The following is a 24,286-nucleotide window of genomic DNA, read 5'->3' as shown; positions in this document are numbered from 1 at the left end:
CACCCTACCGGACGTGTGTACTGGTCGGTAAGCTCCCCGTTACCTTCCGGGCTCCCGAGCCCCGGCCCAGCCCGGCGACACGAAACAACCCGCCACGAGAAGACAAGCCACACGGCACGGCACGCACGATACGGACGGGGCGGTGCAGTCCGGGATAGCTTCACACCATCCGGGGGTTGCACGGCAGGTGCTGAAGGGCACGGCACGTCGCGTTGCGCGGTAAAGCTTTGCGGCTCGGTACACGACGGCTTGGAGGGCGGAGTGGGGATGGTGGCGGCGCCGTCCAGAGGGGACGGGCGCGGGCCCGAGGGGGATGTCGCGCCGCCCATCTCGGGGCATCAGGACACGCTGGACGGCGTCCGGGCCGTGGCGGCGCTCGCCGTGCTCGTCTACCACGTGGCCAGCGCGGCCGGGTCCATCACCAATCCGAACGGTGTGCGGTGGTTGTTCAACGGCGGCCAGGTGGGCGTGCCCGTGTTCTTCACGCTTTCGGGGCTCCTGCTCTTCCGGCCGTGGGCGGCGGCGGTGCTGGGCGGGCGCCCCGCGCCGCGGACGGCCGAGTACCTGCGCAGGCGCGTGCTCCGCATCCTGCCCGCGTACTGGGCCGTGATCGCGGTCTTCATGGCCACAGCCGGACGGGACCATGCCGGCGACCCGTTGACGTGGGTCTCGCTGCTGACCCTGACGCAGACCTACCTGCCCGACCCGTGGTGGCCCAGCGCCCTCGGGCCCGCGCACCTCGGGCACATGTGGAGCCTGGTCGTCGAGGTCGCCTGGTACGTCACGCTTCCCTTCACCGCGGCGGTCCTGGCCTGGTACGCGCGGCGGACGCGAGCCGAGGACGTCGGGGTCCGGGCGCGGCGGCTCCTCGTCGGCATCGGCGTGTACGCGGCGGTGTCGGCGCCGTGGACCTTCTTCATGTTCGTCCCGGAATGGCGGCCCATGATGGGGGTCTGGCTTCCGCGGTACTTCGTCTGGTTCGCGATCGGGATGGCGCTCGCGGTGGTGACGGTGTGGGCGCGGCTGGACGGGCGCCGTCCCGTGGCGGCGGTGTGCCGCGCCGTTTCGGACTCGTGGGCGGCCTGCTGGGCCGCGGCGGCGATGCTCTACGTGGTCGCGGCGACGCCCGCCGCCGGGCCGCTCGGCCTCAAGCCGGACGTGTTCTGGACGTCCTTCCTGCACCTGATCGTGTTCGGGCTCTGCGCGACGGCGTTCGTGGCGCCGGTGGTGCTCGCTCCGCCGGGGCATCCGGCGCTCGGGGCGATCCTCGGCAACGCGGTGATGCGGTTCCTGGGGCGGATCTCCTACGGCGTGTTCCTGTGGCAGCTCCCGATCATCGTCGGCTGGTACGACGCGACGGGCCGGAGCTTCCGGGGGAACGTCGCGACGGATCTGCCGCTGCTGGCCGCGGCGACCATCGCAGCGGGGGCGCTGAGCTACTACCTGGTGGAGTGGCCGGTCCAGCGTCTGAGCCGCCGCCGGGCCCCGTCCCGCCAGGGGGACCCTGTCCGGGCGCCGTCCAGCTGAGCGAGATCCGGCCGCCGGACTCGCCGCCGCCCGGCGGCGCCGGCCGCCACAGCTCGATCGCGAGCCGCCCCACGATCACGAGCCCGAGGAGCTGGGGCGCGATGTCGCCGACCGGGCCGGACGGGGCCGCCGGGTTGTCGAGCAGGTCCAGCCGGACGCCCGCGGCGAGGCAGCCCGCACCGGCGATCATGGCGAGCGCGACCGGCCACGGCGAGGCCAGGGCGCGCGGCACGGCGGAGCGGCGGGTGCGGGCCCAGCCGCAGACGGCCGCGGCGGCGACCGTGACGGCGAGGCCGGGCACCCCCGCGATCCAGCCGCCGAGCGCGGCGGCCAGGCCGATCGCCGCCCACGCGGGCCAGCCCGTCCCGGCGACGAGGGCGCGGGGGGCCGGGGGGCGCCGGCCGCGGCGCCCGGCCGGCCAGAGGGCGGCGGCCAGCAGGACGAGGAGCAGGGCGAGGCCGGCGACGACGGCGATGCGCTGCGCGCGGTCGGGCGTGTAGGTGAGCTCGATGACGCCGCTGGTGCCCTCCGGGACGACCCAGCCCTGCTTCCATCCGTCGAGGCGCACGGCCCGCAGCTCGGTGCCGCCGGCGGTCGCGCGCCACCCGGGGTTGTAGTTCTCGTTCACGGTGAGGAAGGAGGAGGTGGCGGCGTCGACCTCCAGCCTGCGCGAGCTCGGCCCCCAGTCGAGGACCTTGACCTGCCGCGGCGGCCGGGCCGCGGCCGCCGCGCCCGGCTTCGCGCCGACCGTCACCGTGTCGAGGCGGTAGGTGTCGAACGGGACGGAGGCGAGCCGGTTCGGGCCCGCCCGCAGCGCGGCCGGGGCGCACGCGGCGAACCGCAGCGGCCGCCCCGCGAGCACATCGCCGAGCGTGCCGGTCGCCCTGGTCTGGACGGTGCCGCCGCCGATCCGCAGCTTCGGGCCGTACCCGCACGGCAGCCGCAGCGGGAGGGCCCGGACGTCCGGGAGCGGCTGGACGCCGGGGATGGCCAGTTCGGCCACCTGGATGGGATGGGCCTGGGTCTCCTTGAAGAAGGTGAACGTCAGCCGGTCGGTCGTCATCGGCGCGAACGTCAGCCTGCCCTGGGCGTCGGACAGTCCTTCGCGGATCTGGCCGTTCACGCCCTCGACCCGGACCCGCAGCGGGCCCGAGGCGGTGGGCGGCCGGGTGACGGTGACGGCGGACAGCTTCTTGCGCCCCTTCCACCGGACGGTGTAGGTCGGCGCCTCGTCCTTCTCCCCCGCGATCCAGGCGGTCTGCGGGTCGCCGTCGAAGGCCGACCGGGGCTGGTCGGCGGGGTGGTCGGACAGCGTGGAGCCCGCGGCGACCACCGGCCGTCCGCGGGCGGAGGTGTAGCGCTCGACGAGCCGCCGGTCGGTGAGGACGGCGGTGCCGGTGACGGCGGCCCTGCTCGCGGCGGCGGCGGTGAACGTGCGGTCGAACCCGTCGCCCTCCTCGTCACCGGACCCGAGCGACGGCGAGCACACCCAGCGGCGGCTGCCCTTCACGCACTCCGCCGCGGCCCCCGGCGCCCGGCTCATCACGTAGGTCGCGGACCCACCGGTGCCGACGGGCGCGGGCATCGTGAACGTGCGGGAGGGCCGCACCCCGCCGATCGACAGCTCCGCCACGGCCGCGTGCGCGAACCCCGGGACGGCCGGCTCGGAGGCCAGCGCGAGGATCCGCAGCCGCAGCCAGCGGGTCGGGCCGGCCGGCGCGCGCAGGGGCTGCCCCGTCGCGATCTTCTGGACGTCCTGCCGGACGGCCCCGTTCTCGGTCTCGACGGCGACGCGGGCGACGGCAGGGCCGAGGGAGCCGTCCTGGAGGAACGTGGCGGTGAGGCCCTGGACCTCGCGGGCCCGGTCGAAGTCGACGCGGAGCCACTGCCCGACCGGGCCGCGCCAGCCGCCCGTCTCCCAGGCGGTGAACTGGTCGCCGTCGAGAGCGGCGAACGGGGCCGCCTCGGGCTTGCGCGCCTGCGGGACCGCGTCGTCGCCCGCCGCCGACGTGGACGCGGTGACGTCGCGGACGCCGCCGCCGTAGGTCACGTGGGTGGTGTAGCGCTTCCAGCCGTCGTCCAGGACGTCGGTGGCCTCGCCCTTGCGGGCGGCGGGAAGCGTGGGGGACGTCTGGTGCAGCTCCCCGAAGTTGCGCCGCAGCAGGCGGGGCGAGTCGGTCACGACCGGGGCGCCGCGCAGGTCGGGGGCGTCGTCGTCGAGCAGGACCGGCCCGCCGGGCAGCGCGCCGCCGTCGGCCATGGCGAGCAGCGACTCCGGCCCCCCGTACACGCGGACGGGGCTCGCGGCGTCGGCGAGGTTCGCGACGCCGGCGGCGCCGGCGACCTCGTAGACCTCCAGGGCCGGGTACTTCTGGTCGACGGCGGTCACCGCGTCGTCGGCGTCTCCTCCGACGGGCGCACCGAAGGCGGCGACCTTGCGCAGCCCCGGCGAGTCGCCGAACGCCTGGTGGAGGCGGGCGGGCCAGGCTCCGCGCAGCGTCTCGCGCCGCAGGTCGTTACGCACCAGGACGTACCGGACGCCCATCCGGCCGAGGAAGGCGCTCAGGCCGGGCGACCCCTGCCCGGAGCGGACCTGCTGGTCGATCGCGTCGAGCGCGCGCGTGTAGCCGGGCGACCCGGCGGGGACGAGCTGCCGGACGCCCCACCGCGCCGACAGCAGCGGCTGGACGATGTCGTCCATCGGACGGCCCCACAGGTACTCGCCGAACGGCGCGCCCGGGACGGCCAGCACCCCCTGCCGCCCGGCCCGCGCGTTGATCCATGTCGCGGCGTCCCGCCAGTAGCGGGGCACCTCCTTGAACTCGCCCGATCCGGTCAGGCCGTTCGAGGCGGCCGTGAGGCCGATGCCGCCGAGCGCTACGGCGGCGGCGACCGGCAGGCTGAGCAGCGAGGCCGGCCGCAGGCCGAACGCCGGCCCGGCGCCGGGGCCGCGCGCGCCGTCCGCCGAGTGCGCGCGGCGGGCCGCCGCGACGATCAGATGGGCGAGGCCGAGCGCGAGCGGCAGCCGCACGACCGCGTCGAACTTGTGCAGGTTGCGCAGGGGGGCGAGGGGGCCGTCCAGCAGGTCGCGGAGCTGCCCGGCGAAGGGGCCGGACACGTCGCTGATGTGGCCCATCGACAGGATCGCCAGCCCGGCGAGCAGCGTGAGCAGCAGGAACGTCCGCTCCGGCAGCAGCCGGCTCAGCAGCCCGGCGAGCCCGAGCGCGGCGGCGAGGCCCGTGCAGACGATCGCCACCGGGCCGAGCGCCAGGCCGTGCCCGACCGGCGCCCAGACCTGCCCGTCGACGATCAGGTAGTTGAGCCAGCGCTCCGTGCCGCGCAGGACGTTGACCAGCCCCGTCGGCCCGGTCGTCGTCTCCGCCTTCTCGGTGTAGGTCAGCCAGGAGAACCCGTACGTCCCGGTGAGCAGGAGCGGGACGAGCCACCAGGCGGTGGCGGCGCCCGCGGCCACCGACCACCACGCCAGCATCCGCGCCCGGAACGACCCGCGCGGCCGCGTCACGATGTACACGACCGGGACGATCAGCACGGCGACGGTCGCGGTCGCGTTGACGCCGCCGCAGCAGGCGATCGCGAGCCCCGACCCGGCCGCCGCCTTGAGCCGCCCCGTCTCCCCCGTGGCCGCGCGGACCAGCGGCAGGACGATCCAGGGCAGCATCGCGACCGGCATGTACTCCGAGGAGATCTGCCCGAGGGTGGCGAGCCCGTTGGGGGCCAGCGCGTAGGCCATCGCCGCGAACAGGCGGGCGCCCTGCCAGTGCCCGCCCCCCGCCGCCGCGCCGCCGACCTCGCCGGCGCCGCCGACGCCGATGCCGATGCCGATGCCGAGGCGTCCCGCGAGTCGCCAGGTGCCGATGAACGCCAGGCACATCAGCAGCGCCAGCCAGAACCGCTGGGTGATCCAGGGCGGCATCCCGGCGAGGTCGCCGAGCGCGAAGAACGGGCCCATCGGGAACAGGTAGCCGACGGCCTGGTTCTGCAGCTGGCCGAACTGCTCCGGGTCCCACAGGTGGAGGGCGCGGCCGAGGAACCCGAGCGGGTTGACCGCCATGTCGATCTTGGTGTCGGCGAGGATCGCGCCGGGCCGGGTACCGAACGCGAGCGCGGTCAGCGCGAGGCAGCACGCCAGGACGCGCAGCCGCTCCCGCACCCGGCCCGCGACGTCCGGCCCCTCCGGCGCGGGCCGGCGGGACGCGCCGGCGCGGGGCGGATTCGCCTCTCCCACCGCCATGCTCGCCCTCTGCCCCTCTCCTGTGGCCCCCGGCCGTCAGCCAGGGTGCTCGTCACCGTACCTTCGCTCGCTCCGGGCGCCGGCCGGACCGGCCCGGACGGCGGAGTCGACGAGACCTCGCATCCGGGCGGCGGTGCGCGCCCAGTCGAACTCTGCCGCCCACCTCTGACATTCCGTGGCGACCCGATCGCGCTCCGTGCGATCGGCCAGCTCCTTGAGCGCCCGCCGGACGACGTCGGCCTGGTCGTCGCCCTCGCGGACGAGCCATCCGGTGGCCCCGTCTCGGACGGCGTCGCGCAGGCCGTCCACGTCGTGGGCCACGGTCGGGACGCCGAGCGCCGCGGCCTCGATGACGCTGAGGCCCCAGCCCTCGCCCTGGGACGTGCTGAGGTGCAGGTCGGCACGGGCGACCAGGGCCGCCTTCATGTCCTCTGGCACGTAGCCGTGGGCGGTGACGACGCGCTCCAGCCCGCGGGCTCTGATCTCGGACGCGAGCATGCCCGCTTCGGGGCCGTCTCCGACGATGTGGAGCTTCAGCCCGGGATGGGTCCCGGCGAGGTCAGCGGCGAGGTCGAGGAGCAAGGAGAGGCGCTTGTGCGGGACGAGCCGGGTCACGCAGACGAGATCGGGGTCCCCGGCGGGCTCCGCGAGCACGCCTCCGGGTTCGGCGACCACCGTTCCGTTGGGGACGACGTGGGTCGGCCCCGTCCATCCCAGTCGCTCCCTAACGGCGCGCTGCGTGGACGGCGAGACGACCACGAACGCATGCCGCCGGTACGTCCAGCGGCTCACCGGTCCCTCCAGCACTTGGCCGACCCACGCGAGCCATCTGGGGAAGTACAGGCCGAACTGGGCGTCGTGCACATGGTGGATGACGCAGAACACCGGCACGCGGCGCGGCAGGACCCAGGGCGTGAAGAACGGGATGCCGTTCTGGCAGTCGATGACCACGTCGAAGCGGCCCCGCCGTAGGCGGAACGCCAGCATCCACAGCAGCACGAGGGGGTAGACGGTGAAGCGGCCGCCGAGACGCACGAACTCCACGTCCTCGACCCGCTCCCCGCGTTTCTGCCCCGGCGCCCTGCTCGTCACGTAATGGACGCGAGCCCCTTCGGCGGCGAACCGGCGCGCCAGCTCCCAGGCGTAGCGCTCGGCGCCGCCGGCGGACGGATGCCAGGGATCCCGCCAGTTGACGACCGCCAGCCGCAGGTTCCCGCTCATCCCGTCTTCGCGCGCGACGTGGAGGCGTTCTCCGGCAGGACCACCGGCTTCGAGAGGATGCCGGTGTTCGAGAGGGTCACGGCCTCCGCCCGCTCTACGGCCTCCGCCAGGATCACGGACTGCGCCAGAGCCACCGGGACGGGGCTCGGCTCCCCGAAGACCGCACGGAGCGGGACGATCGGGATGTTCGACACCAGCGGCACGGCGGGCAACCGGATTCCGGCGCGCGCCCGGATCCGGATCAGGTCGAACAGGCATTGCAGCGAATGCCGCCGGACCGAGAACGTCGACCCCGGCCGGTCGCGCCAGATCACCGGGATGTCCGTCACGGACGCCCCCCGCCGCACGCAGTGGGCGAGGAGTTCGACGTCGAACGAGAAGCCGTCCGTGCGCAGGTCCGCCGCCGCGGCCCGCCCCAGCGGGCCGTAGAAGAACTTGAACCCGCACTGGGTGTCGGGGATGCCGCCCACGAGGTCGCGGACGATCCGGTTGAACGTGATGGCGCCGAGGCGCCTGACGGGCAGCGTGTACCCCTGGACGACCGACCGACCGTGGCGCCTTGACCCGACCACGACCGGGCGGCCCTCGCGCAGCAGGACGATGGCTTCGTCCAGCGCGGCGAGGTCTGTTGCCATATCGGCGTCCATGAAGCCCACGTAAGGGGCCCGTGTGGCGAGCAGTCCGGCCCGGACCGCCGCCCCCTTTCCTCGGCGCTCGCAGCGCACCAGCCGGACGGGGACCGGCCCCTCGAAGGACTCGACGATGCCGGCCGTCCCGTCGGTGCTGGCGTTGTCGACGACGATGACCGCCGCGCGCACCGGCAGCCCGGCGAGCTTCGCGCACAGCAGATCAAGCCCCGCCGGAAGCCGGTCGGCCTCGTTGTAGGCGGGGACGACGATCTCCAGAAGCGCGGGCCGGTCACGCCGAGTCCCCATCAGGGCCTACACGTCACCGGGAGCCGTAGTTGTACAGCGGCTTGATGACGGGGTCCTTCTGGGAGGCGTTCGCGAGCTGGACGGCGCCGAACGACGCTCCGGCGGCCAGCAGGACGCCGACGATTGCGGCGATGGCGATGCGCATCAGGGGGTCCTTCGTCGGGGGTCGGATCTGCGGCGCGTGATACCGCCGAGTAACGGGAAGCTCAGAGTAGTCCCTGAGGGCGTGATTGACCAGAAAACGACCAGACTCGTCACCGCCCAGGCGGCCACCGCGGGCGCTGCGGGCACCTCGTCCTCGGCCCCGCCGCCGGCTCCTTCGATCCGGTAGACGGCCAGGTCAGGGCCGCGCAGCACCTCGGTGGCGGCACCGGAGGGCCGGTTCCGGCCCGGCTCCGCGTCCACGACGACGTACCGTACGCCCTCGTGACGCAGCGTGTCCACGGAGGGTGTTCCGGTCCGCGCGGCGGGTGCGAGCCTGACCGCCTTGGGGTCCTCGGGGGCGACGGTCGTGCCGCCCACGGTGACGGCGTCGTCCCCGATGACGCTGCGGTGCAGATAGCGGGGTAGCGGGTCGAGCACCCGGCGCCCGTTGTTCCACGGGTAGCTGCGGTAGGACGCCCACGGCAGGACCAGCACGTCCCCGGGCGCCGGGTCGCCGTCGATGATCTGCTTGGCGCGCGCCCAGTCGGCGGGGTATCGGACGGACCGCAAGTCGCCCGCCGCCCCCCACGCCAGCGTCGGCAGCAGCAGGACCGGAACGGCCGCCGCCGCGGCGGCCACTCCCGGCCACCGCGCCTCGGCCGCCCTGTCGGCGGCGACCCCGAGGCCAACGGCGACGACGACGGCGAGCGGGGCCGCGTACTGCTGCCCGTCGCGGAGGACGGCGAACCCCGGCCAGAGGTCGATGAGCGCTCCGAGGACCGGGGCGGCCACCGCGCCGAGAGCCGCGACGGCGAATCCGGCGACCGCCGCGACGCCCGCCCCCCGCCGCCAGACGGGCTCGCGGCACCATCGCCAGTAGGCGGCCAGCGCGACGACCACCACGACCAGCCAGATCGACGCGGTGACGGGTGCGCCGTAGCCGCGCGGCACCGTCTCGCCGTTCCAGACCCCGCCGAGCAGGAGCAGGCTCCCCAGCGTCCCGAACGGCGTGTCCGCCCTGGCGGCGAAAAGGTCGACGGCCGTCGCGTCCCCTGGAACGCCCGCCGGACGCAGGGCCCCCGGTATCAGCCAGGGCAGGCTCAGCACGCCCGCGGCCGCCACCACCCGCAGGCCGGCGCGGGGGCGCCGGGCCCTCGGCGGGGTGACGAGAGCGACGGCCAGGGCCGTCATGGCGGAGATCGTCAGGGCCGCGAAACCGCCGATCGCCGCGGGGATGAGGGCCCGGACGAGGCGGCGTCCACCGCCGGGCTCCTCCGTCCGCGCGGCCGCCGCGACGACCCAGGGCAGGGCCGCGTAACCGAGGAGGAGCGCCCACTGCCCCAGCAGCAGGCGTTCGGCGACGAACGGGTTCCAGGCGTAGCAGACGCCGGCGGCCAGGCGCGGCAGCAGGCGTGCCGAGGGGACCAGCGACGCCGCCGACGTGCACGCCATCACGAAGATCGCCAGCAGGACGAGCTTCTGCACCGCGTCCGCCGGCGCCGCGGTGGACAGCGCCGTGACGAACGCGTCGCTCGGCACGTGCCGGGGCACGATCCCGGTCAGCCCGAACGTCATGCGGGTGAACGCGGGATCGGGCACGAACACCATGTCGTAGGACAGCACGAAGCCGGGCGCGAGCCCCGGCCCCAGTGCCGCGAGCCCGAGCCCGAGGCCGGTGAGGGCGGCCACCAGGTGCCGCGTCCGGTCGGTCAAGCAGTCCGCTCCCGCATGTGAGCCTGGACGCTACCCGACCGGCTCGGGGTCCCGGGGCAGGCCGAGGATCCGCTCACCGATCACGTTCAGGTTGACCTCGGTGGTGCCGCCGCCGATCGTCATCGCCCGGGACGCGAGCAGGTAGCGGGTCCAGCGGGCGCGCAGCGGGTCGCGCCGCCCGCCGGTCAGGGCCCCCTCCTCGCCGAGCAGCGTGAACCCGAACTCGGTGACCTGCTGGCCGTGCTCCATCGCCACCAGCTTGCGGACGTTCGCCGTCGCGCCCGGGTCCGTGCCCGACAGCCGCTTGAGCGTGGCGCGCAGCCCGAGGAGGTTGAACGCGTGCTCGTCGCAGGCGAGGCGCCCGATCGCGTCGCGGACGACGGGGTCGGCGTCCAGGCCGAGCTCCGCGGCGAGTTCGAGGAGCTTGGGCAGGTCGCCGCCGAGCTGGAAGCTGCTCGTCAGGCCGACCCGCTCGTTCGCCAGCGTCGTTCGCGCGACGCGCCAGCCCTCGTTGACCGGGCCGACGACGAGGGCGTCCGGCACGAACACCCCGTCGAGGAACACCTCGTTGAACACGGCGTCGCCGGTGCACTCCCGCAGCGGGCGGACCTCGATGCCGGGCGAGGACATGTCGACGAGGAAGTAGGTGATCCCGTCGTGCTTGCGGCGGTCCGGATCGGTGCGCGCGACGCAGATCCCCCACTGCGCCTCGCGGGCCAGCGACGTCCAGATCTTCTGCCCGGTGATCTTCCAGCCGCCCTCGACGCGCTCGGCGCGGGTCCGCAGCCCGGCGAGGTCGGACCCCGCGCCCGGTTCGGAGAACAGCTGGCACCAGATGATCTCGCCGCGCAGCGTCGGCGGCAGGAACCGCTCCTGCTGCCCGGCCGTCCCGTACTGGACCAGCGACGGGACGACCCACGCCGCGATCATCAGCGGCACCGGCCGCACCTTCGCCGCCCTGAGCTCCTGCTGGATCACGATCTGCTCGAGGGGGCCGGCGCCGCGCCCCCACGGCTTCGGCAGGTGCGGCGTCACCCAGCCGCCCTCGGCCATCGCGGCGCGCTGTTCGAGCGGCTCCATCGCGGCCAGCTCCCCGACGCGGGACCGGATCTCCTCGCGGACCGGCGCGGCGTCCTCGTCCAGCTCGATGCTCATCGGACGCCGGACGCCCCCGACCGCCAGGGCGGCGACGCTCGCATGGTGCGTGGTCGTCCGCCCCAGGAGCGCACGGAGGGTCAGGGCGCGCCGGTAGAGGAGGTGGGCGTCGTGCTCGTAGGTGTAACCGATGCCTCCATGGACCTGGATGTTGCCCTCGGCGCAGGTCACGGCTGCGTCCGCGGCCAGAGCGGCGGCCACTGCGACGGCGTATGCGCGTTGTCCTTCTGGCTCGTCCAGAGCGCGCGCGGCGTCCCATATCGCCGCCCTGGCGCGCTCAACGGCGATGAGCATCCGCGCGCACCTGTGCTTGACGCCTTGGAACTGGCCGATAGGGCGGCCGAACTGCTCGCGCAGCTTCGCATAGGCGACGGCGTCGTCCAGGGCCCGCCCCGCCACACCGCATGCCTCGGCCCCGAGGAGGACGACGGCGAGAGCGTGCACGTCAACGCCCTCGATGAAGCGCTCGTCCGGGACGGACACGGCCTCCACCGTGACCGCCCCGACTGGACGGGTGATGTCGAGGGACTCCAGCGGTTCGACGGTGACATCGTCCCTTTCGAGGACGACCCAGCGGTCACCGGCGGGGAGCACGAAGAGGTCGGCCAGGGGCGCGCCGAGTACCGGCTGGACCGTCCCCGAGAGGGTGGTGGAGCCGCCCGTGCCGAGGCTGCCCGTGAGGCCGACCGCCGCCTTCCGGGTCCCCGCGACGAGCCCGCGCACCTCGGCTCCGGCCGCGTGCAGGATCGCGGACGCCAGCACGGTCGGGGCGTACGGGCCGGGGGCGAGCGCCCGGCCGAGCTCCTCCAGCGCGACGGCCTGCTCCAGGATCCCGAACCCCTCGCCGCCCGCGTCTTCGGGCAGGTGCAGCCCGAGCAGCCCCTGCTCGGCGAGCGCCGGCCAGAAGCCCGCGTCCGCGTCCCGGACGGCCTGCCGCGTGACGGCCCGCTCGGCGAAGCCGCGCACCGACGCCGCGAGCGCCTCGTGTTCCTCGGTCAGCCCGATGGCCATGGCCACACCTTTCTCGGAGGTGGCCCCAGCGTATTAGAACGCCATTCGGCTGTCAGGAGCCGCCCGGCCGGAACGGGACGGCCGGGGACGGCCGGTCAGGAGGCGATCTTGAGGTGGCCGACGAACTCGTTGACGTCGGCCCAGTGCTTGCGGTGCGTGTTCGGCATCGACGCGAAGACCACCGCCGGCGACTTGCGGCCGGTGTCGACCACCGCCATGGCGACGATCTCCCCGGTCGCGCGCACCCCGGCCCGCTTGTAGGTGAGGTAGGAGGCGACCAGCCAGCCCTTGTGCCCGTCCACGTTCAGGGCCTGCGACGCCAGGGGCGCCGACTTGTGCGGGAACGCGTAGTACTGCGCCTCGTATCCCTTGGCGGCCAGCCCGGCCACGCTCTTGACGCTGTCAGGCCCCTGGTAGGCGCTCTGCAGGGTCGGGATGAGCGTGCCGGTGAGGAGCTGCCCGTACCAGAGCCGCCCCGCCTGACGCTCGGTCACCAGGACCTGCTGCCCCGACCATCCCGGCGTGCCCAGCCTGTTCTTCTTGGTGGGCACCTGCCAGGGGGCGGCCAGCCGCGGGTACGACAGCCCGGAGTGGACGTCGTTGACCCGCCCGAGCATCCGGCTCGGCCTCCCGGGGAACGTCGCGAGGGGCTTGTCGGGCGGCATCTCCACCTGCGCCGCCTCGGACTGCTCCGCCGCGGCCCGCCGGTCGGCGTTGCCGGACGTCTCGGACGTGTCGGCGGGCTCGTCGTCGCCGCTCTTCATGTAGTACACGGCGCCGGCCGCCAGCAGCGCGGCCACCAGCAGGCCGATCCCGCCGAACAGGACGAGCCGGGAGCGGCCGCCGCCCTCGTCCAGGTCGTCGCGCCGCGGCTTCGGCGAGTCGCCGAGCTTGGCGTCGGCCGCGTTCTCGTCCGCCATCCAGTCGGGCATCTGCCAGTTGCCGCTGCTCGGCTTGCCGGGCTTCGCCGGCTGTCCGGAGCCGGTGGGGACGGCCGGCACGTACCGGTCGTCGCCGCCGCCGTCGTCGGCGCCCTCGTCGAAGAGCGACCCCTCCCACTGGGGCGCCTCCTCGGCCACGGGGGCGACCTTGACGTCCTCGGAGCCCGCCTCCTCGCCCGGCACGGCCTCGTCCTCCTGCCCGCCGCCGGTGACCGGAGCGGTGTCCCGGGGAGACGCGGTCTCCCTGGCCGGCGCGGTGTCCTGCGGCCCGGTCTCGACCTTGCCCCAGATGTCGTGGGTCCCGGCGCCCTCGCCAGAGGAGAACTCGGTGCGCCCCGTCGGCGGGGGCACCGGCACCTCCGGCACCTTCGGCTCGGGGAAGGCCGCCTGCGGCCCGGTCGCGCCGTCGCGCGGCTCGCTCTCGCTCATCTCGGTCCAGCGCGTACCGCGCTCCCCCTGATCGGACATGCGGCACACGTTACGCGAAGATCACCCGTGCCGTTCCGGCCGGTAATCACGCTCAGGACACATCTTCTTATCGCCTCAGTGATGGCTCCCGGGTTGGTGTCCCACCGCCCCGGCGCGAGCCTTCCGGCCGCAGGACCAATCGCCCGGCCTCAGTGTGCACTGGTCAGGCCATCCCCTGCGGGCGGCTCCGGGGGCGGCTCGCCGGCGAGGCGCTCGCGGGCCAGCAGCGTCCCGCCCGCGACCGCGCCCGGCATCGCGAGCACCGCGCCCAGCGGGATGAGAAACACCACAAAGGTCGCCGCGCCGAACCCGACGACGAGCGGCCGGTCGGCCTTCAGCCGCGCGAACCGGTCCCGGCGCCGCAGCCCGCGCCGCTCCAGCGCGATCGACGTCAGCTCGCCCGCGAGGAAGTAGCCCGACACCAGCGCCGCGACCACCGGCACGACCGTCTGCCCCACCACCGGCAGGAAGCCGCAGGCGAAGAACACGACCGCGAACACCAGCGCGACGGCGCCGAGGATCAGCGTGTCCTTGACCGCCCGCCCGATCTGGACCAGCAGCGGGACGTCCGGTTCCGGCGGCGCGCCGCCCTGCGACTCCTCCACATGGACCGCGATGGCCTCGTAGAACGGGTCGCCCACCAGCAGCGTCACCGCGGTGAACGTGATGATCGCGAGGAACAGGGCCGACCCGTACAGCGCGAGACCGGCGACGACCCGCGCCGAGGCGCGCGCGGCGTCCGGCCAGCCGTCGGCGAACCCCGTCACCCACCCGGCAAGGTCGTCGAGCCGGTACGCCAGCAAGACCAGCGCCGCGACGTACGCCGCCAGGACGATCAGGGCGGGGATCAGCCCGAACAGCCACTGGGCGGGGTGCCGCGCCACCCATGCGATGCCGCGCAGCAGGTAGCCGACTCCGTTGAACAGGTCCTTGAAGGCGGACGGGCGCGGCTCCGGCCGCGGGCCCGGCTGGGGATTCGGCTGGGGATTCGGCTGGGGGTCCGGCTGCCGGCCTGCCTGCTGGTGCTGCGGCGGACCGTTCCATGCGCCGGGCCGGCCCGGCGGTCCGTGCGGTTGGCTCACGCAGCCTGACCCTATAGGGCAGGCAGCCCCACAAGGCGGGCCGAACGGTCCCAAACCGCACGTCGGAGTTCCGGATCCTTCAGGGCCCCCACCATCGGCAGCATCCCCGCGCCCGGCGTCGAGCTGTAGAAACCGCCGCTGCGGCCCTCGAACTCGTCGTCCAGCGCCAGCCGCAGCGCCATCCGGGCGCCCTGCTCGGGGGTCCGCGTCACTGGAGTGCGCGAGAACAGGCCCATGACGCGCTCGGTCCCGCGGACGTCCCGGCCCAGGCTCGTCGCGACGAGACCCGGGCAGACCGCGTTCGCCGTGACGCCGCTGCCCTCCATCCGCCGGGCCAGCTCCTGCGCGAACAGGATGTTGAGCAGCTTCGACCGGCCGTACACCCGCAGCGCCCCGGCCGGGCCGTACGATCCGGGCTCGGCCATCCGCTCGACGTCGAGCCGGCCCGCGAACCGGTGCGCCTCCGACGCCACGACCACCACGCGCGACGGCGCGGCCTTCTCCAGCAGGCCCAGCAGCAGGTTCGTCAGCAGGAACGGCCCCAGATGGTTGGTCGCGACCACGCGGTCGTACCCGTCCGCGCTGACCTTGGCCCGCAGCAGGTAGACGCCCGCGTTGTCGACCAGCACGTCCAGCCGGTCGAACCGCTCCTCCAGCGACGCCGCGACCCGCCGGACGTCCAGCTGCACCGACAGGTCCCCGATGAACGTCTCGACACGCGCGCCCGGCACGTCCGCCGCCAGCTCCTCCACCGCCGCGGTGGCGCGCAGCTCGTTCCGGCAGACGATCCCCACCAGGAACCCCGCCCGCGCCAGCCCCCGTGCGATCTCCTTCCCGATCCCGGACGTCCCGCCGGTGACAATCGCGATCCTGCGCTCCATCCCTCCACCGAACCACCACCCGTAGTCCCGGGCAAACAGCACGGCGCCCCCGGGGGGAACGGCAGGGCGACGTTCAGTCGGCGCCCATCACCGCCCGCCTGACCTTCACCCAGACCTTGAACAGGAACCGCCGCAGCTCCGGTTGCAGCAGACGGACCAGCAGGTCCTCCTTGGTGGTACGGCACCGCCGACGGGTGCCCGCCCAGGTTTCGACGAGGTCCGTGAGGAAGGTCCGCCGCTCGGGGTCACCGTCCGCCATCGTGACGAACAGGGAGACGATCCCCGGCCGCAGGGCGGGACGCGCCGCCGCCGTCTCCAGCCACAGCGCGGCCACCTCGGTGAAACAGCCGAAGCCCGTCCCGGTGCTGAGCTCGGCGGTCAGCGCGACCGACCACGGAGGCGCACACGCCGGTGGCGGGACGGCCCCCGGGCCCGTCAGCACGGCGACGAGGCCCGCGGTGTCGGTCTCGGCCGCCAGATCCAGGAACAGCGCCGTGGCCATCCGGGCACGGGGCTCCGCCTCCGGGGGACGGCTGCCGTCGGCGTTGCGGGCCCAGGCGAGCATCAGGTCGAGCATCGCGCGGCGGTCGCGCGCCGCGAGCTCGCGCGCGGCGTCCAGCGCCGCCGCCCGGAGCCGCTCGCCGCCCCGGCGGGCCAGCAGGTCGACGGCGCCCAGCGCGGTGTTCCACAGCCACGGGTCGCGCGCCGGCGCGTCCGGCAGCAAGTCGACGAGCACCTGCAGGCCCGTCCGGGCGCGCCGCTCGGCGTCGGCCTCCATCCTCAGCGGCACCGACGACCCGCACCACACCGCGGCCGCGCGGACGACCTCCCGCCGGTTCGACTCCGCGAGTCTTCGCACCACGTCCAGGACCTCGTCCCGTACCTGCTCGTTGCCGTAGGTCGCGAGATGCTTCAGGCGCGTCAGGGCCACCGTCACGTCGGCTCCGGCGACCACCTCGCACACCCGGGCCACCGTGAGCTTCAGCGTCTGCGGGGTGTTCCGGTCCTTGGCCCATTCGTAAAGGCCCTTGCGCACCCAGCCGCCGACGAGCGGGTGCAGGCAGGTCCGTGCGAGCGCGATGCCGGCGAGGTCGGCCCGGCCGTCGCGGGCCCACCCCTCGGCCACCTGGACGATCTTCGCCGCCGCCCCGCTCTCGGCGGCGAGGTCGGCGAACACCTCGACGAGCCTCTGGCGGCGGCCGGGGTCGAGCGCCAGCACGGTGTCGCCCGGCAGGGCCGACAGCCACTCCAGCAGGTCGATCCGCACCAGCGGGTAGTCGTCGCAGACGTGCCGCAGGACCGAGGAGGCGTAGCCGTGCCGGCGGAACACGATCCGGTCCTCCACGCGGTCCGCGCCGAGCAGCTCGCTCAGCCCGGTGGTGGGGCACCAGGCCAGCCCGCCGCCCTCGACATTGATCTCCAGGTACCGCGCCAGCGACATCGCCGCGCCGTACACGCTCGTCTCGTCGGCCGGGCTGATCGCCGCGGCCGCGATCAGCAGGGCCCGGTCCCGGAGCCCGGAGTGCTCGGCGAACCAGCCGGACAGCTGGTCGCCCCAGCCCCGGTAGGCCCGCTCGACCTCCACCTCCTCGCCGATCGCGATGACCAGGTCGGCGAGGCGGCGGGCGTCGCCCGGTAACGCGCCCCGCAGCAGTTCGGCGGTGCGGGGCCAGGCCGCCCAGCGCGTACCGCCGAGACTCGCCCGGTGCAGCCGGCTCCGGTAGACGAGGTCGGCGGGCGGCGGGTCCACCTGCACGAACGGCAGGAACCTCTCGAACCGGCGGACCTCGGCCTCGTTACCGACGACGAGCAGGAATCCCCTGGCCTCCCTGATCCTTCCCACGCAGAGCGCCAGCCGCTTCGGGTCCTCCTCGGCCGCGCGCACCAGGTACCCGGCCCGCGCTCTCGGCCCGTCCTCCAGGTCGTCCTCCTCGGGGGAGAACAGATGGACGGGTAACCCCGGGCAGAGCTCCTGCAGCGCGGCGATCGCCGTGGTCGACACCCCGGCCCCCGGAGGACCGGCCAGCCCGATCGCGTGGTCGCGCCCCAGCGCGGCCACGATCTGGTCGTGGTTGCGGGCGCGCACGTACCCGGCGACGCGCTCGGCCACGTCGCGCTCCCCCAGCATCGTCGACCGGCGTCTGCGCACCTCGACGAGCTGCTGGACGATCAGGTCCCGGGACACCGTGTTCCCGATCAGGTTCTGGGCCCCGTCGCCGATGATCGTGAAGTCTTCCATCGTCGTCATCGGCGCTCCTGCCGGAAGTCCCCGCCGACGGTGTTCCCGATCGCGGTCTGGCCGTCGTCGCCGATGATCGTGACTCCGTTGACGGACGTCCCGCCGGACGGCGGCCGGGACGGGGGCGCGGTGGCGGCGTCCGGCGGCGGTTCCTCGCCGCGTCCCGCCGCGCGGCCGGCGGACGGGACGGGCACGTACAGGTAGGCGGGCCGGTCGAACTGCTTCACCTGGACCCTGACCTCGGTGAACTGGCTCTCGCGCAGGCCGCTCCGCCCGCCCGCGACGTAGGGGGTGAACAGCTCCGCCGAGAGCAGGAAGGCCGCGAAGGTCACCTCGGGGTCGCTGTCCTCGAGCGCGGCCCGCAGCGGCCTGCCGTCCAGCAGCCGGCAGGCGTCGATGACGGCGGTGGAGATGCCGGGCGCGTCGGGGCGCTCGTCGTCCACGAGTCCGACGTGGAGGGCGGCACGCAGCCGGAGCCGCAGTCCCCGCGCGCGCAGCCCCGGGGCACGCGCGGCCAGCGCGTCCTGGAGACGCCGGAGGAACGGATCGATGAGCGCGGGCACCGCCTCGTGCGGCAGGACGGCGAGGACCCCGTCCCCCGTGCTCTCCATGAACCGGACGTCGTCCCAGGTCTGGCCGAGGCCGCTCTCCGCGCAGGCCTCGTCCAGCACGCGCCGGATCTCCAGGTGGACGTCCGGCAGATCGGCGTCGCGGTGCGCGCTGAACTTCTCGGCGTCCACGACGAGAACAGCACGGTAGTGCTCCATAAGGCCCCCTCCACTCATGCGGACGGCAACCACTGTGGGGCCGATTCGCCGGAAGGACTGTCGGAATTCAGACAGAGCCGCGGCCCGATGCGGCCAGCTCGCGGAGGCGGGGAAGATCGGTGATCACGGTGCGGCCGCGCTCGGTGGAGACGACGCCGAGGTCGCGCAGCCGCGCCAGCTCGGCCGCGACGACGCCGCGGGAGAGTCCGACCGCCTGGCCGATCTCCTGCTGGCCGAGCCCCACGCCGAGCGGCCCGTCCCCGCTCGGCACGGCGAGGCGCAGGAGGGCCCGCATGACGCGGCGGCCGGCGGGCAGGGCCGCCGTCTCCGCCCGCCAGGCCTCCCCTTCGCGCAGGCGCCGCATCGCCCGCCGCAGCATCTCCTCCTCCGCTCCGGCCGAGCGCAGCAGGGAGCGGAAGCGGTCCGCGGGCAGGACGCGCGCGACGCACGGGTCCACCGCGACGACGGTCGCCGAGCGGTCGTCGCCGCCGAGCACGGCGATCTCCCCGAGGATCTCGCCCGGCCCGCGCACGGCGAGGAGCAGCACCTCGCCGTCCGGGAGGGTCAGCAGCGCCTTGATGCGGCCCCGCGTCAGGAGCAGGACGTGCGTCGCGGGCTCGCCCTGGCGGAGCAGGACCTCGCCCGCGGCGAAACGGCGTTCCGTCCCGGCCGCGACGAGCGCCTCCCAGATGCCCACCGCCCCATGATGCTCCGCCCCGGCGCACCCTGGCACCGAAGTGGAACACGTTCTACTATCTCGGCCATGAGGTTCACCTACGCCGAGGCCATGACGGATCCGTCGTTCTACCTGCCGCTGGCCAGGGCCGCCGAGCAGGCCGGGTACACGAGCATGTCGGTCGCCGACTCGCTGGTGTATCCGAAGGAGTCGGACTCGGTGTATCCGTACACCGCCGACGGCGACAGGGAGTTCCTGGAGGACAAGCCCTTCATCGAGACGTTCACGCTGATCGCGGCGATGGGGGCGGTGACCGAGCGGCTCCGGTTCACGCCGTTCGTCCTCAAGCTGCCAGTGCGTCCGCCCGTCCTGGTGGCGAAGCAGGCGACGTCGATCGCCTGCCTGACCGGCGGGCGGCTCGGCCTCGGCGTCGGGCTCAGCCCGTGGCGCGAGGACTTCGAGGTGATGGGCGTCCCGTGGGAGCGCCGGGGCAGGCGCATGGACGAGGCCATCGACATCGTGCGGGGGCTGAGCCGCGGCGAGTACTTCGAGTACCACGGCGAGCACTTCGACGTCCCGGCGCTCAAGATCTGCCCGGCGCGGCCCTTCCCGATCCTGGTCGGCGGGCACAGCGAGGCCGCGCTGCGCCGCGCCGTGGTGCGCGGGGACGGCTGGATGCACGCGGGCGGCGACGACCTCGACGACCTGCTCGCCAGGCTGGAGCGGATCCGCGAGGCGGAGGGCAAGGCCGGCGACCCCTTCGAGGTGCACGTCATCTCGATGGACGCCTACACGCCGGACGGGGTGAAGCGGCTGGAGGACAAGGGCGTCACCGACGTGATCGTCGGCTTCCGGATGCCCTACACCAAGGGCCCAGACACCGAGCCGCTGGACAAGAAGATCGAGCACCTCGAACGGTTCGCCGAGACCGTCATCGCCAGGACGGCCTCCTGACCCCGAAACGAGAACAAGTTACAGTGGATGCCATCACCTGGGACGCCCCCGACTCCGACCACCCGGCCCGGCGCGCCGCCCGCGCCTCCATGACCGCCGTGGCCGAGGGCCGCAAGGACGACTGGCTCGCCCTCTTCGCCCCGGACGCCCTCATCGAGGACCCGGTCGGCCCGTCCTTCCTCGACCCGGCGGGCGCCGGCCACCGGGGTCCGGACGGCATCGAGAACTTCTGGACCTCGTTCATCGCCACGATCGCCGGCTTCCGCTTCCACATCGCCGACTCCTTCGCCAACGGCCCCTGCTGCGCCAACGTCGCGACGATCACGACCACGACGCCCGACGGGGCCACGATGACCATCGACTGCGTCCTCGTCTACACGGTGGACGACGCGGGCAGGATCACGTCCCTGCGCGCCCACTGGGAGCCCGACCGCGCCATGGCCACCCTCACCACCGCCTGACATGCGGTGACGCCGGGTCGGCGCGCGCCGCCGGCCGCTTGACAGGGCGCGCCGTCCACCGATACAAAACCAACTGGTTATAGAACCGGAAGGTTGATCGAGTGGACACCAGCACCCTGGACGCGACGTTCGCCGCGCTCGCCGACCCGACCAGGCGGGCGATCCTGGCCCGGCTGACCCACGGCGAGGCGTCGGTCGGCGAGCTGGCCGCGCCGTTCTCGATGAGCCAGCCCGCCGTGTCCAAGCACCTGCGCGTGCTGGAGCGCGCGGGCCTGGTCTCGCGCGGCCGGGACGCGCAGCGGCGGCCCTGCCGGCTCGAGGCCCGCCCGCTCCAGGACGCCCTGGCCTGGCTCGCGGACTTCCGCCAGTACTGGGAGGAGAGCTACCAGCGGCTCGACGACCTGCTCGCAAGGCTCGGGGAGCAAGAGGGGCACGACGAGCGGGACGAGCCGTGACGACGTGGCCGCCTCGCGGCGCGGGCCTCGTGGTCGGCACGCCGTCCGACACCGAGATCCTGCTCAGCAGGACGTTCGAGGCGCCCCGGCGGCGGGTGTTCGACGCGTTCACCCGGCCGGAGCTGCTCAAGCGGTGGCACGGCGCCCGGGGCTGGCGGCTTTCCGTCTGCGAGATCGATCTGCGTCCCGGCGGCGCCTGGCGCTTCGTCTCCCACGGCCCGGACGGCGCCGAGATGGGCTACGGCGGCGTCTTCCTCGAGGTGGACGCGCCGGCGAGGCTGGTGCAGAGCGAGGTCCGCGACGGCTGGGAGGCCGGCGAAGCCCTGGTCACCACCGTCTTCGACGAGCGCGACGGCCGCACCGCCATGAACATCACCGTGCGCTACCCCACCCGCGAGATACGCGACAGCGTGCTCCGCACCCCCATGCGACGCGGCGCGGGCGAGTCCTACGACCGGCTCGACGCCTTGCTATCGAAAGGACACCACCCATGACCGAGTCCCCAGTGCTGCCCGTCCGGCCCGGAATGCTCCTGCTCGAACTCGTCCCGGTGCCCGTCAGCGACATAGACCGCGCCAAGGACTTCTACGCCTCTCTCGGCTTCCACGTCGACGTGGACGTGCGCCCGTCGGACGGCGTCCGGTACGTCCAGCTCACGCCACCGGGCTCGGCCTGCTCGATCGCGCTGACAGAGGGCCTCCCCGGAATGGACATGCCGGTCGGGACGCAGCGCGGCCTGCACCTGGTCGTCAGCGACATCGAACAGGCCAGGTCCGGCCTCGTCGAGCGCGGCGTGGACGTGAACCCGGTCGAGGACATGGGCGGCGTCTTCTACGCCTATTTCACCGACCCGGACGGCAACACCTGGACCCTCCAGCACATGCCCTGGCGCGACTGACCCCACCCGAAGGCCCCGGCCTGGTCTCGCCATGATCAGGCCTACTCCAGAAGGCCGGCCTCTATCCGCGCGGAGAACTCGGCCAGGACCTGACCACCGTTGTAGAGCTTGACGGCCACCTGGACCATCTCTTCGAGCCTCGGTACCTCGGGACCGTAGCCGGATCTCCTGAGAACGAAGAACCGGTCGGTCACCGGTGCCTCCACCGTCCTGCCGTCCGGGGCCGTGAAGGTGAGGCGCGTGCCGCCCGGCGGCACCCGGCCGGCCGAGTGCGACTCCCAGACCTGCTCGTCCGGGGGGCGGTCGGTGAACTGCGTGCCGCCGCCTCTCTGGTCGAAGAGAACCTCGTTCGGGACCTCCGAAAGCGGGACCGCCCAGGCCCTGGCGGGCGCATGAGGCAGATGGTCGTTCGGGCTGGGCCTGCCGGAAGCGTCGAGCAGGCAGAGCCGATGCGCCACCTTGCTGCCCAGCAGGACCGTGACCCCGCGGGAGTCGCGGACGGAGGTGGCCAGCACCCGGAAATCGGACACGCGTGTCCCCGGCCCGGTCGTCTTCAGCTCCGGTGGGCGCTTCCCGGTCGTCGAATAGATGGCCGGATCGCCGATCATGCACGCGCGGACCACGGCGCGCTGCCCGGCCGTATCGCGAGGCAGCACGAAGGGGCGGTCGCGAATCGGAGGCGCGGAGGATCTCGGCCCCGCCGCGGGGGGCTGGAGATCGGTCGCGGGATCCGACGAGCCCGAGGTGCCGGCGGAGATCAGCACCACCACGAGGGTCCCGGCCGCGACGGCAGCCGCCCCCACTCCCACCCAAGCCGCACCGCGTAGCCCGCCGCCCACGGCCACCTCTTTTCCGTCGGGCGCCGGTCGTCGAGCACCGCCGCGAGATCGGAACGAGAATGCACAACGGAGCCGACCGGCGCAAGGCGTCGCCCCGTCGCGGAACGTGGCGGTCCCGCAGGGCCGGGCGCGTGAGAAGATCCACTCGCAGTTCCTGCTGGTTATGACCGTGGAGGCGAGATGTACGCGGTGTCCCTTGGTGACGACGGCGCGGAGTTGCGGCCGCTCGAACCGTGGCAGGCGGACGAGTTCCTGGCGCACATCGACCGGGGACGGGACTTCATCGGGCAGCATGTCGGGCTCCCGGAGCGCGTCGGGGACCTGGAGTCCAGCCGCTCGCACCTCCAGGCGTACGCCGACAAGGCCGCCGCCGACAAGGGACGCATCTACGGAATCTGGGCGGACGGCCGGCTGGTCGGCGGGGTCCTCTTCGTGACGATGGACGCCGAGCAGGGCACCGCCGAGGCCGGGTGCTGGCTCGAACCGTCGGCGGCGGGCAGGGGCCTGGTGACCAGGGCGGTCCGCGCCATCATCGACTGGGCCGTCGAGGAGCGCGGCATCCACCGGGTGGAATGGCACGTCTCGTCCGCCAACCAGCCCAGCATCGCCGTGGCGAAGCGGCTCGGAATGACGAAAGAGGGCACGCTCCGGGAAAGCTACCTCTACCGAGGAGAGCGCCAGAACATAGAGGTCTGGTCAGTACTCGCCCCGGAATGGCGAGCCGCCAAGCAGTCGTCCTAGCCTCGCGCTATCATGGCGGGTTGATGCCGCTTGGTCGTTGACATGAGAAAAGTGCTCCTGAACTGGGAGGATAGGGCTTGCTGAAGGTCCTGTCCGCGCCGAGTTCTGGAGCACTTTCCAAGTGAAGACTACCGGCCGCGAGGCCAAGATCGTGGTGTCCGGGGACGGTGCGGGGATCGCGCAGCTGCGGTTCACCGACCTCGACGGGCACCGCTTCACGTGTTTCGTCACCGGCACCCGGCACGGACAGCTCGCCGATCTGGGGCTTCGCCACCGCCGCCGGGCCCGCTGCGAGGACCGCATCCGGTGCGCCAAGGACGCCGGCCTGCGCAACCTGCCCCTGCACGGCGCCGCCGCCAACCAGATCTGGCTGGAGGTTCGTCGCACTGGCCGCCGACCTGACCGCCTGAACCCAGATGCTTGCCCTGACCGGCCACCCGGCCCGCACATGGGAACCCAAACGCCTTCGGCTGCGGGTCTTCTCCGCCGCCGGGCGCCTGGTCCGCGGCGGCAGGCGCCTCCGGCTTCGGCTCAGTGACCGCTGGCCCTGGACCGACCTGATCACCACCGCGATCATCCGGCTGCAGATGGTGCCCGCACCCTGACCAGCGACAAGCCGTCCCATCAAACCCAGGAAGGAAACCCCAGGGCCCGTGGAACCCCGCCCACCCGACGCGTCAGTCGGGCCGAGCGGCTGACCCGCCACTGAAAACAAAGAGTCGGTTGGGTCGCTCCGCGACCCAACCGACCTCACGAAAGATCGAGGCTAGACGCCGTACCCGAGCACCCCCGCAGGGCGGAACCCGGCGGACTCGCGACCGCCGTCTTTCAGTACGCCTCCGTGCCCGAATCTCGCCCCTTCTCACCGCAGCCATCGCGAGGCGCCGAAGCCGCACCGTCCGGTCCCGTCCGGTCCCGGATCTTGG

At 73.7% G+C, this 24,286-nt stretch carries 19 protein-coding genes and 2 pseudogenes; 8 read left to right on the top strand and 13 right to left on the bottom strand.

What is annotated here, in order from left to right:
* Positions 1-267: 267 nt before the first annotated feature.
* Entirely contained in the window at positions 268-1,527 is a 1,260-nt protein-coding gene (locus FKD65_RS45820) for an acyltransferase (protein ID WP_240810380.1), read from the top strand.
* Between the two features lie 2,128 nt (positions 1,528-3,655).
* On the opposite strand, the pseudogene FKD65_RS45815 reads toward FKD65_RS45820, so the two are convergent.
* The 12 genes and pseudogenes from FKD65_RS45815 to FKD65_RS30810 form a co-directional block, all read right to left on the bottom strand.
* Positions 3,656-5,779 (bottom strand): annotated as a pseudogene (locus FKD65_RS45815) (alpha-(1->3)-arabinofuranosyltransferase family protein); the annotation flags it as partial.
* 36 nt (positions 5,780-5,815) lie between these two features.
* Positions 5,816-7,000 carry a glycosyltransferase family 4 protein gene (locus FKD65_RS30855; RefSeq protein ID WP_141581411.1) on the bottom strand — a complete coding sequence of 395 codons (1,185 nt, stop codon included), beginning with the start codon at positions 6,998-7,000 and terminating at the stop codon, positions 5,816-5,818.
* Positions 6,997-7,935, bottom strand: a complete 939-nt coding sequence (locus FKD65_RS30850; protein WP_141581409.1) for a glycosyltransferase — start codon at positions 7,933-7,935, stop codon at positions 6,997-6,999. Before FKD65_RS30850 ends, FKD65_RS30855 begins: the two co-directional genes overlap by 4 nt.
* 13 nt (positions 7,936-7,948) lie before the next feature.
* Positions 7,949-8,080, bottom strand: a complete 132-nt coding sequence (locus tag FKD65_RS46370) for a hypothetical protein (RefSeq protein WP_268843230.1) — start codon at positions 8,078-8,080, stop codon at positions 7,949-7,951.
* Positions 8,080-9,792 carry a hypothetical protein gene (locus FKD65_RS30845; RefSeq protein ID WP_141581406.1) on the bottom strand — a complete coding sequence of 571 codons (1,713 nt, stop codon included), beginning with the start codon at positions 9,790-9,792 and terminating at the stop codon, positions 8,080-8,082. Before FKD65_RS30845 ends, FKD65_RS46370 begins: the two co-directional genes overlap by 1 nt.
* A 30-nt stretch (positions 9,793-9,822) precedes the next feature.
* The gene (locus tag FKD65_RS30840) at positions 9,823-11,958 is read right to left on the bottom strand and encodes an acyl-CoA dehydrogenase (protein ID WP_141581403.1); all 2,136 of its coding nucleotides are present in this window, start codon (positions 11,956-11,958) and stop codon (positions 9,823-9,825) included.
* Positions 11,959-12,053: 95 nt separating this feature from the next.
* Positions 12,054-13,367, bottom strand: a complete 1,314-nt coding sequence (locus tag FKD65_RS30835; protein WP_141581400.1) for a hypothetical protein — start codon at positions 13,365-13,367, stop codon at positions 12,054-12,056.
* Positions 13,368-13,516: 149 nt separating this feature from the next.
* Positions 13,517-14,449, bottom strand: a complete 933-nt coding sequence (locus tag FKD65_RS30830; protein WP_240809680.1) for an EI24 domain-containing protein — start codon at positions 14,447-14,449, stop codon at positions 13,517-13,519.
* Between the two features lie 11 nt (positions 14,450-14,460).
* Positions 14,461-15,330, bottom strand: coding sequence for an SDR family NAD(P)-dependent oxidoreductase (locus FKD65_RS30825; RefSeq protein WP_141581398.1), 870 nt, complete (start codon positions 15,328-15,330; stop codon positions 14,461-14,463).
* Positions 15,331-15,403: 73 nt separating this feature from the next.
* Positions 15,404-17,578 (bottom strand): hypothetical protein, encoded by a 2,175-nt coding sequence (locus FKD65_RS30820; protein ID WP_141581394.1) that lies wholly within the window; start codon positions 17,576-17,578, stop codon positions 15,404-15,406.
* Positions 17,575-18,336 (bottom strand): hypothetical protein, encoded by a 762-nt coding sequence (locus FKD65_RS30815; RefSeq protein ID WP_141581391.1) that lies wholly within the window; start codon positions 18,334-18,336, stop codon positions 17,575-17,577. The genes FKD65_RS30820 and FKD65_RS30815 overlap by 4 nt, the downstream gene beginning before the upstream one ends.
* Before the next feature lie 67 nt (positions 18,337-18,403).
* A complete protein-coding gene (locus FKD65_RS30810) occupies positions 18,404-19,033 on the bottom strand; it encodes a Crp/Fnr family transcriptional regulator (RefSeq protein WP_141581387.1) in 630 nt (209 codons plus the stop codon).
* A gap of 66 nt (positions 19,034-19,099) precedes the next feature.
* On the opposite strand from FKD65_RS30810, the gene FKD65_RS30805 reads away from it, so the two are divergent.
* From FKD65_RS30805 to FKD65_RS30785, 5 genes are all read left to right on the top strand, one after another.
* Positions 19,100-19,966 carry a TIGR03619 family F420-dependent LLM class oxidoreductase gene (locus tag FKD65_RS30805; protein ID WP_141581384.1) on the top strand — a complete coding sequence of 289 codons (867 nt, stop codon included), beginning with the start codon at positions 19,100-19,102 and terminating at the stop codon, positions 19,964-19,966.
* Between the two features lie 23 nt (positions 19,967-19,989).
* Entirely contained in the window at positions 19,990-20,427 is a 438-nt protein-coding gene (locus FKD65_RS30800) for a nuclear transport factor 2 family protein (protein ID WP_240809679.1), read from the top strand.
* A 101-nt stretch (positions 20,428-20,528) separates the two neighbouring features.
* Complete coding sequence (locus FKD65_RS30795) at positions 20,529-20,882, top strand: helix-turn-helix transcriptional regulator (RefSeq protein ID WP_141581382.1); 354 nt, start codon at positions 20,529-20,531, stop codon at positions 20,880-20,882.
* Positions 20,879-21,376, top strand: coding sequence for an SRPBCC family protein (locus FKD65_RS30790; protein WP_141581380.1), 498 nt, complete (start codon positions 20,879-20,881; stop codon positions 21,374-21,376). Before FKD65_RS30795 ends, FKD65_RS30790 begins: the two co-directional genes overlap by 4 nt.
* A complete protein-coding gene (locus tag FKD65_RS30785; protein WP_141581375.1) occupies positions 21,373-21,780 on the top strand; it encodes a VOC family protein in 408 nt (135 codons plus the stop codon). The genes FKD65_RS30790 and FKD65_RS30785 overlap by 4 nt, the downstream gene beginning before the upstream one ends.
* Positions 21,781-21,821: 41 nt before the next feature.
* On the opposite strand, the gene FKD65_RS30780 is transcribed toward FKD65_RS30785, so the two are convergent.
* Positions 21,822-22,436 (bottom strand): hypothetical protein, encoded by a 615-nt coding sequence (locus FKD65_RS30780; protein WP_141581373.1) that lies wholly within the window; start codon positions 22,434-22,436, stop codon positions 21,822-21,824.
* Positions 22,437-22,799: 363 nt separating this feature from the next.
* Between FKD65_RS30780 and FKD65_RS30775 the strand changes: the two genes are divergently transcribed.
* Positions 22,800-23,360, top strand: coding sequence for a GNAT family N-acetyltransferase (locus FKD65_RS30775; protein WP_141581370.1), 561 nt, complete (start codon positions 22,800-22,802; stop codon positions 23,358-23,360).
* A 178-nt stretch (positions 23,361-23,538) separates the two neighbouring features.
* A pseudogene (locus FKD65_RS30770) lies at positions 23,539-23,965 on the top strand (transposase); the annotation flags it as partial.
* Between the last annotated feature and the right edge of the window lie 321 nt (positions 23,966-24,286).

The organism is Actinomadura sp. WMMA1423, assembly GCF_006547145.1.
Lineage (GTDB): Bacteria > Actinomycetota > Actinomycetes > Streptosporangiales > Streptosporangiaceae > Spirillospora.
This window is presented reverse-complemented; position numbering and strand designations above follow the sequence as displayed.

What these genes read in the sequence shown, in the direction of transcription:
- FKD65_RS45820 (WP_240810380.1), top strand. Translation starts at nt 268, where the DNA reads ATGGTGGCGGCGCCGTCCAGAGGGGACGGGCGCGGGCCCGAGGGGGAT.
- FKD65_RS30855 (WP_141581411.1), bottom strand. Translation starts at nt 7,000, where the DNA reads ATGAGCGGGAACCTGCGGCTGGCGGTCGTCAACTGGCGGGATCCCTGG.
- FKD65_RS30850 (WP_141581409.1), bottom strand. Translation starts at nt 7,935, where the DNA reads ATGGGGACTCGGCGTGACCGGCCCGCGCTTCTGGAGATCGTCGTCCCC.
- FKD65_RS46370 (WP_268843230.1), bottom strand. Translation starts at nt 8,080, where the DNA reads ATGCGCATCGCCATCGCCGCAATCGTCGGCGTCCTGCTGGCCGCCGGA.
- FKD65_RS30840 (WP_141581403.1), bottom strand. Translation starts at nt 11,958, where the DNA reads ATGGCCATCGGGCTGACCGAGGAACACGAGGCGCTCGCGGCGTCGGTG.
- FKD65_RS30835 (WP_141581400.1), bottom strand. Translation starts at nt 13,367, where the DNA reads ATGTCCGATCAGGGGGAGCGCGGTACGCGCTGGACCGAGATGAGCGAG.
- FKD65_RS30825 (WP_141581398.1), bottom strand. Translation starts at nt 15,330, where the DNA reads ATGGAGCGCAGGATCGCGATTGTCACCGGCGGGACGTCCGGGATCGGG.
- FKD65_RS30820 (WP_141581394.1), bottom strand. Translation starts at nt 17,578, where the DNA reads ATGACGACGATGGAAGACTTCACGATCATCGGCGACGGGGCCCAGAAC.
- FKD65_RS30815 (WP_141581391.1), bottom strand. Translation starts at nt 18,336, where the DNA reads ATGGAGCACTACCGTGCTGTTCTCGTCGTGGACGCCGAGAAGTTCAGC.
- FKD65_RS30805 (WP_141581384.1), top strand. Translation starts at nt 19,100, where the DNA reads ATGAGGTTCACCTACGCCGAGGCCATGACGGATCCGTCGTTCTACCTG.
- FKD65_RS30785 (WP_141581375.1), top strand. Translation starts at nt 21,373, where the DNA reads ATGACCGAGTCCCCAGTGCTGCCCGTCCGGCCCGGAATGCTCCTGCTC.
- FKD65_RS30775 (WP_141581370.1), top strand. Translation starts at nt 22,800, where the DNA reads ATGTACGCGGTGTCCCTTGGTGACGACGGCGCGGAGTTGCGGCCGCTC.